The organism is Streptomyces sp. NPDC044061 (assembly GCF_056434305.1).
In genome coordinates this window covers 141,134-147,797 of sequence record NZ_JBWKFL010000022.1, presented here as the reverse complement: position 1 = coordinate 147,797, position 6,664 = coordinate 141,134, and the positions used below count along the sequence as shown (strand labels likewise).

Annotated in this window: 5 protein-coding genes and 1 pseudogene; 4 read left to right on the top strand and 2 right to left on the bottom strand. The window is 70.0% G+C overall.

The annotated features are described in order from the left end of the window. A pseudogene (locus AC07CM_RS31910) lies at positions 1–322 on the bottom strand (MFS transporter); the annotation flags it as partial. Between the two features lie 292 nt (positions 323–614). Here AC07CM_RS31910 and AC07CM_RS31905 point away from each other — a divergent pair. The 3 genes from AC07CM_RS31905 (at position 615) to AC07CM_RS31895 (ending at position 4,961) form a co-directional block, all read left to right on the top strand. Continuing rightward, a complete protein-coding gene (locus AC07CM_RS31905; protein ID WP_478879944.1) occupies positions 615–2,747 on the top strand; it encodes an aminotransferase class I/II-fold pyridoxal phosphate-dependent enzyme in 2,133 nt (710 codons plus the stop codon). 49 nt (positions 2,748–2,796) lie between these two features. Further along, a complete protein-coding gene (locus AC07CM_RS31900; RefSeq protein ID WP_478879943.1) occupies positions 2,797–3,630 on the top strand; it encodes an SDR family NAD(P)-dependent oxidoreductase in 834 nt (277 codons plus the stop codon). Positions 3,631–3,707: 77 nt separating this feature from the next. Further along, the gene (locus AC07CM_RS31895; RefSeq protein WP_478879942.1) at positions 3,708–4,961 is read left to right on the top strand and encodes an enoyl-[acyl-carrier-protein] reductase FabV; all 1,254 of its coding nucleotides are present in this window, start codon (positions 3,708–3,710) and stop codon (positions 4,959–4,961) included. Here AC07CM_RS31895 and AC07CM_RS31890 read toward each other — a convergent pair. Then, positions 4,958–5,422: an Lrp/AsnC family transcriptional regulator gene (locus tag AC07CM_RS31890; RefSeq protein ID WP_478879941.1), complete on the bottom strand. Its 465-nt coding sequence runs from the start codon at positions 5,420–5,422 to the stop codon at positions 4,958–4,960. The genes AC07CM_RS31895 and AC07CM_RS31890 overlap by 4 nt on opposite strands. 112 nt (positions 5,423–5,534) lie before the next feature. Here AC07CM_RS31890 and AC07CM_RS31885 point away from each other — a divergent pair, with 112 nt between their 5' ends. After that, a complete protein-coding gene (locus AC07CM_RS31885; RefSeq protein WP_478879940.1) occupies positions 5,535–6,599 on the top strand; it encodes a Glu/Leu/Phe/Val family dehydrogenase in 1,065 nt (354 codons plus the stop codon). Positions 6,600–6,664: the final 65 nt, after the last annotated feature.

Here is a 6,664-nt window from a genome sequence, read left to right as displayed (position 1 = left end):
TCACGCTGCGGCGGCCGAAGCGCTCGGACAGGGCGCTCATCGGCAGCACGAACAGCGCCAGACCGCCGGTCGCGGCCGCCACCGTCCAGCTCGCCCCGCTCGCCGCCGTCCCGAACTCCCCGGAGATCAACGGCAGCAGGGCCTGCGTGGAGTACAGCATCGCGAAGGTCGCGACACCGGCGAGGAAGAGGGCCAGACGCATCCGCGGGTAACCGGACGCGCCCGGGGCCATGCGGGAGTCGGCGGCATCAAGGGTGCCGGCGGTGGGGACGGTGGGTGCGGCGCCCTGGGAGACGGGCTGCCTGGTGTCGGTGAGAGCCATGTCCCGAACGTAGAGAGCGCCTGTTTCATCCGTCCAATGAATGAAATGCCCACGATTGTTCCATTGATGCATCAGTGGTGGTCGTAGGGGGCGCCCGTCGTGGGTCACGTGACGGAGACGACATCCGGAAGATGCCGCCGGCTGCCGCTGTCCGGGCCGGTCGGCGTGCCCGTTCAACCGGTGGGTCGGCCGATCGGGGGACCCGGGGGTCCGCGCGCTGCCGGAACCATCGAAGACGTGCCGTACGGCATGCCTGCTCTGAACCCAAAACGCGTCCCCCAGGGAGAATTCCATGACACTGCACGCTGCCGCCGGATGTGACGTCTGCGCCAAGGTCGACACGCTCGTCGCCATCGGCAACCCCTACTACCCGCAGGTGACGGCGAAGAGCGGTCACGCCATCGAGTTCGACGGCGTGCCGGCCCTCCTCGCCGCCGGGAACGACTACCTCGACCTGGCCACCGATCCGCGGGTACAGCAGGCGGCACATGAGGCGATCGACCGTTACGGCGTCGGTGTTCCCTCCTCCACGCCCGGGGCGCCCCCGGGGTTCTCCTGCGACAGGAGTGTCCGGCAGGCCGCGCACGAGGCCGTCGAGCTGTACGGGGTCGGCATGACGGGTGCCCCGCCGATGAACGGCTACCTCGGCATCCATAACGATCTGGAGGCGGAGATCGCGTCCTGGGTGGACCAGGAGGCCGCTTTGGTGTTCACCGCCGACGACCTGGCCGCGGTGGGCCCGCTGGCGCAGCTGCTCATGCTCCACCGGGACACGGCCGTGATCGCCGACGACAGTGTTCAGGAGAGGCTGTGGGACGGCATCCGGATGGCGCGCCCCGGGCGTTCGGCGTGGTTCGAGCACAACGATCTGGGTGCGCTGCGCAGGGCGCTGGAGGAAGCTGCGCGGCACACCGAGCACATCCTGGTGGTGCTGGAGAGTACGGAACCCGGCCGCAGCAGCTCGCTGCCGCTGAGGGAGATATGCGATCTCGCCGAGGAATTCGGCGCCGAGATCTTCCTCCACGACGCCTCCGGTGTGGTCACCAGGGAGGGCGCCGCCGCGCTGGTCGGCATGGCGCCCCGCATCTCCTGCCTCGTGGGGACGTTCGATGGAACGCTCGGCTCTGCCGGCGCCTACCTCGCTTCCTCCCGTGACATCGTCAAGCACCTGACGGCGCAGTGCCAGACCCGAATGTTCGCCGCCGGTCTTCCCCCGCTGCTGACGGCGGCGGCACGTACGGCGCTGGCTGCCAGGCGGCACCGCCGGCCGTTGCGCCCCGTGCGGCCTCACACCGATGCCGGCGACCACGACGTCATCGGCCGGGGGATGGAAACGGGCCGGTGGAACGACTATCTGACGATGCGTGGGACACTCGCACGCGAGCTTGCCGCCTGGGCAGGCAAGGAGGCCGGCATGGTCTTCGCCGCCGGCTACCTGGCCAATCTGCGTGGCCTGTCCCGCATCATCCGCATGAACCCGGACGTCACCGTCATCAGTGACAAGTCCTCCCACGCGTCGCTGCGCGACGGCATTCGCCTGGGCCAACCACGGCGGACCGCGAGGTTCGCCCACAACGACATGGCCGATCTGCGCCGCAAACTCACGGAAGCCACGAAGCACACCGAGCGGCTCCTCATCGTCGTCGAGGGCGCCTACTCCGTCGAGGGCGACCTGACCCCTCTGCCCGAGATCGTGGATCTGGCCCGGGAGTTCGGTGCCGAGATCTTCCTCGACGGAGCCCACGGGATCGGGGTCGTAGGTGGGGGCCGGGGCACCGCCGCGGCCTTCAACCTGGCCGACCGGGTCGACTACATCAGCGGCACCTTCTCCAAGGCGTTCGGCTCCACCGGAGGTTTCCTGCTCGCCGGCACCGACATCATCGAGAAGATCGACACCGGCGGTCAGGCCGATCCCAGCACTCGCCTCGCCCCCGCCCTGATCGCGGCGGCCCAGAGCTCCCTGGACATCATGAAGGAGGAGACGTATCGGGGCAGCAGGGCGAAGGCCAACGCCGACGCTCTGCGCCGTCAGCTCAACCGGGCCGGTTTCCACGCCACCGGCGTCACACCGATCGTGTCGATCTCGCTGCGCGGCCTGTTCCGCTCCGCGACCGCGCCCGACGTCCTGGCCGTCACCGACGAAAGCCCGCGCCGCCAGGCCCTCGAACGCGACAAGGCCCGCCGCCACCGGGACACCGTGGGTACGGTCCAGGCCCACAACTGGCTGCTGTCCCGGCACGGCATCTACACCAACACCTTCATCGCGCCGGGCGTCGAGGAGCCCATGCTCCGGGTGAGCGCCACCGCGGGCTTCACCGCGAAGGACATCAAGACGATCGTCGACGGTTTCGTCGCCCTGCGCGAGGCATACCCCCATCTCGAGGACGAGCCCTGCCGGCCCTACCGGCTCGGCAGGGCCGCCTGACCCCCACCCACCCCTGCTCTTGCTCCCCTGCTCTTTGGAAGGATGTGCCATGCCGGTCGCTCTCATCACCGGCGCCAGTTCCGGGATCGGTGCGGAATTCGCCCGCCGGCTGGCCCCCACCCACGACCTCGTCCTCGTCGCCCGCGACACCGCGAAACTGCACGACCTCGCGGCGCGGCTCACCGGCCGCCACGGCAGCCGGATCGAGATCCTCGGCGCGGATCTGTCCACCGCACAAGGGCGCGCCCCCGTCACGGCCCGCCTCACCGACGCCGACCGGCCCGTCGACCTGCTGATCAACAACGCGGGCATGGGCTACGGCACCGGCGCCACCCAGAACCCCGTCGACGACGAGATGTACATGCTGGAGGTCAACGCCGTCGCCAAGATCCACCTTTCGCTGACCGCCCTCAAGGCCATGCTCGAGCGCGGCAGCGGCGACGTCGTCAATGTCTCCAGCGTCTGCGGCATCGCACCCGCCTGGACGAACTCGCTCTACGGCACCAGCACGGCCGCCGTCCTGCGGCACACCGAGGAAATGGCCTACAGCAAGGCCCTGCGGGACTCCCCCGTGCACGTCATGGCACTGTGCCCGGGAGACGTCAGGACCGACTTCAACCACAGGGCCGACATCCCCGACAAGACCGACTGGGGCTGGGTCGACATCACCGTCCTGGTCCGAACGGCCCTCGCCGACCTGCGCAAGGGCAAAGTCGTCTCCATCCCCACGGCCCGCTACCGGTTCCTGTCCACCCTGCTGAGGATCTTCCCCAACAGTTGGTCGCGGCTGTACGCCTTCGACCTGGGCAAGCAGAACCCGCACAACACCCGGCCCGCCCCGTCGGCCGTAGCCCACGACCTGACCCGGGCCCGTGCCACCTGACCCAGCCGGTGCGCCGTACCAGACCCCCTTTCCGTGACGAAGAACGTGAGTTGAAGGACGAGTTGAAGGACATGAGCGTGAGCAGTCGCGTCATCCATCCCCGGGGCCGCGGGTTCCTGAGCGTCGATTCCCACCCGGCCGGCTGCCGGAGACTGGTGCAGGACATGTGGGCCTCCGTACCCGCCGCACCTTCCACCCTCGGCAGCACCGCGCCGGTGGCGCTGATCGTCGGATCCTCGGCCGGCTACGGGCTCGCCGCCACGATCGCCGGTCTGGCCCGGGCCGGCATCCGGGGCATCGGCGTCTGCATGGAGAAGCCGCCCGGCCGGCGGACCGCCACGGCGGGCTGGTACCGCACCGCCGCCGTCAGCGACCTGGCCCGCCGGCACGGCCGCGACATGGTCTTCCTCAACGGCGACGCGTTCGCCGACTCGACGAAGGACCAGGTCGCCTCCCTGCTCGAGCAGCGGTTCGCACGCCGTCTGGACTACCTCGTCCACGCCGTGGCCGCCCCGCGCCGCACCGACCCCACCACCGGCGTCACCCACGCCACCGTGCTCAAGCCGATCGGCTCACCCCACCGCACGAAGACCCTCGTCTTCGACGAGCACGGCGCACCAGAAGTGAAGGAGATCGAAGTCGCCCCCGCTTCACCCGGCGAGATCGACCAGACCGTTGCCGTCATGGGCGGTGCGGACTGGGCCCGGTGGATCGACCATCTCGGCGACCGGCAGCTGCTCGCCGACGGCTTCACCACCACCGCGCTGTCCTACCTCGGATCGCCGGTCACCGCGGCCATCTACCGCCAGGGCACCATCGGCGCGGCCAAGGCCCATCTGGAAGCCACCGCCCACGACCTCGACGCCCGCCTCGCCGAACGCGTCGGCGGACGCGCACTCACCTCGGTCAACGGTGCGGCCGTCACCCAGTCCTCGACCGCCATCCCCACCATCGCCCTGTACGTGGCCCTGCTCCGGGGCGTTCTCGGCGAGACCCTGCCCGCGCCACTCCCCCAGCTGGTCGAGCTGTGGGACCAGCTCGCCTCCGGCCGGCCCCTGACACTCGACGACGACAGACGCCTGCGCCTGGACACCCGGGAACTCGCCGCCCCGGTGGCAGCCGAAGTGGCCGAGCGGTGGAATGCGGCCACCACCCGCACGATCGGCCGCCTGGCCGACGTCGACTGGTTCCGCACCCAGGTACAGCACCTGTACGGCTTCGACGTGCCCGGCATCGACTACACCCGGCCGGTCACCGTCGACTGCCCTTGGCCCACGCCGACCAACTCCCCCGTCCACGCGGGCACATGGACCTTCCAGTCGCAGCACTAGTCCGGCGCGGGAAGGCGTGCGGGGGCGGTGTTGCTCACCTGCTGGAAAATGACCGATGTGCGGAATCCGGTGATTTCACCACGCTTGCTGAGCCGGTCGGTCAGGAAGGCGTGCAGGTGGTCGAGATCCTGCACCGCGACGTGCAGGAGGAAGTCGTCGCCTCCGGAGAGCACGAACACGTGCAGGACTTCCGGCAGGCCGCTGGCGAAGCCCTTGAAGGCGTCGATGACAACACGGCTGAGGGGCCGTACCTGCACCGACACGAGCGCCTGAACACCGCGGTTGAGTGCCGCGGGGTCGATATCGGCGTGGTAGCCGCGGATGACGCCCCTGCGATGGAGCGCCCGCACCCGCTCCAGGCAGGTCGAGGGGGCGATGCCGAGTTGCCGGGCGAGCTCCCGGTTGGACTGCCGTGCATCTGTCTGGAGGAGCCGGACAATCTCCGAATCAAGTTCGTCCATGGCCGACAACCGTAGCCCATCTTCACTCAGACGTTCGGTCGGAACCGCATCCTGTGAATCGTTCGTGCAGCATGACTTCATCTGACCGAACAACCGAAGGGACGGCAGGCTCATGCTCAATCATGAGCGAGTCACGATCCGCACCGGTCGGCGCTCGAGGCTTCCGGTGATCGTGGCCATTCACTCCACGGCACTCGGTCCGGCAGCCGGTGGCCTCCGGCTCTGGCACTACCCTGACTGGCGGGACGGCCTCGCCGACGCCCTTCGCCTGTCCGCCGCGATGACCTCCAAGTTCGCCGTGGCCGGTCTGAGCAGCGGCGGAGGGAAGGCCGTCGTGGTCCTGCCGGAGGGGATGAAACTCGAAGCGGGCCGACGTCACGAGGTGCTGCGTGACGTGGCAGACGTCGTCGACTCGCTCGGCGGGGCGTACGCCACCGGTCCGGACGTCGGCACCGGCCCCGACGACATGGCACTGATCGGGGAGACCACTTCCCACGTGTTCTGCCGGCCGACGCATCTGGGTGGCAGCGGCGACTCGTCCCCGCACACCGCGCGGGGGACGCTCGCCGCGCTGCGGGCCGTCAGCCGACGGCTGTACGGCACCGCGAGTCTGGCGGGTCGCAGTCTCGCCGTGGTCGGTCTGGGCCGCGTCGGCGCCGGCCTCGCCCGCCTCCTGGCCGCGGAGGACGCCGCTCTGACGGTCACCGACATCGACCCGGGCAGGCGCGGCACCGCCGACGAGCTAGACGCTGTCTGGCGCTCGCCCGACGAGATACTCGCCGCGGACGTGGACATCATGGTCCCTGCGGCCCTCGGCTCCCTGCTGACCAGGCAGAACGTGGCGGAGCTGCGCTGCCGCGCGGTGGTCGGGCCGGCGAACAACCAACTCGCCACTCCCGACGTCGCGGACCTGCTGCACCACCGCGACATCATCTGGGTGCCGGACTTCGTCGCGAGCGCAGGAGGAGTCATCAACGCCATCAGCACCGAGCTCCACCACGTCAGCGCGGACGAGGCCCGCGCACGCGTCCGCGCCATCGAGGACACCGTCGACGACCTGTTGGACACCGCACAACGCCACGGCCGGACCCCGGCGCAGGCGGCCGACGAGCTGGCCATGCGCCGCCTGCGCGCCGCCTCGACCCCGGTCAACTCACCGGCACCGAGCGGGCGCTGACCGCGAAGCCGGCTGCACGACGCCGTACGCGACCATGGCGGTCGCGGCCGCGCGCAGAGGCGCGA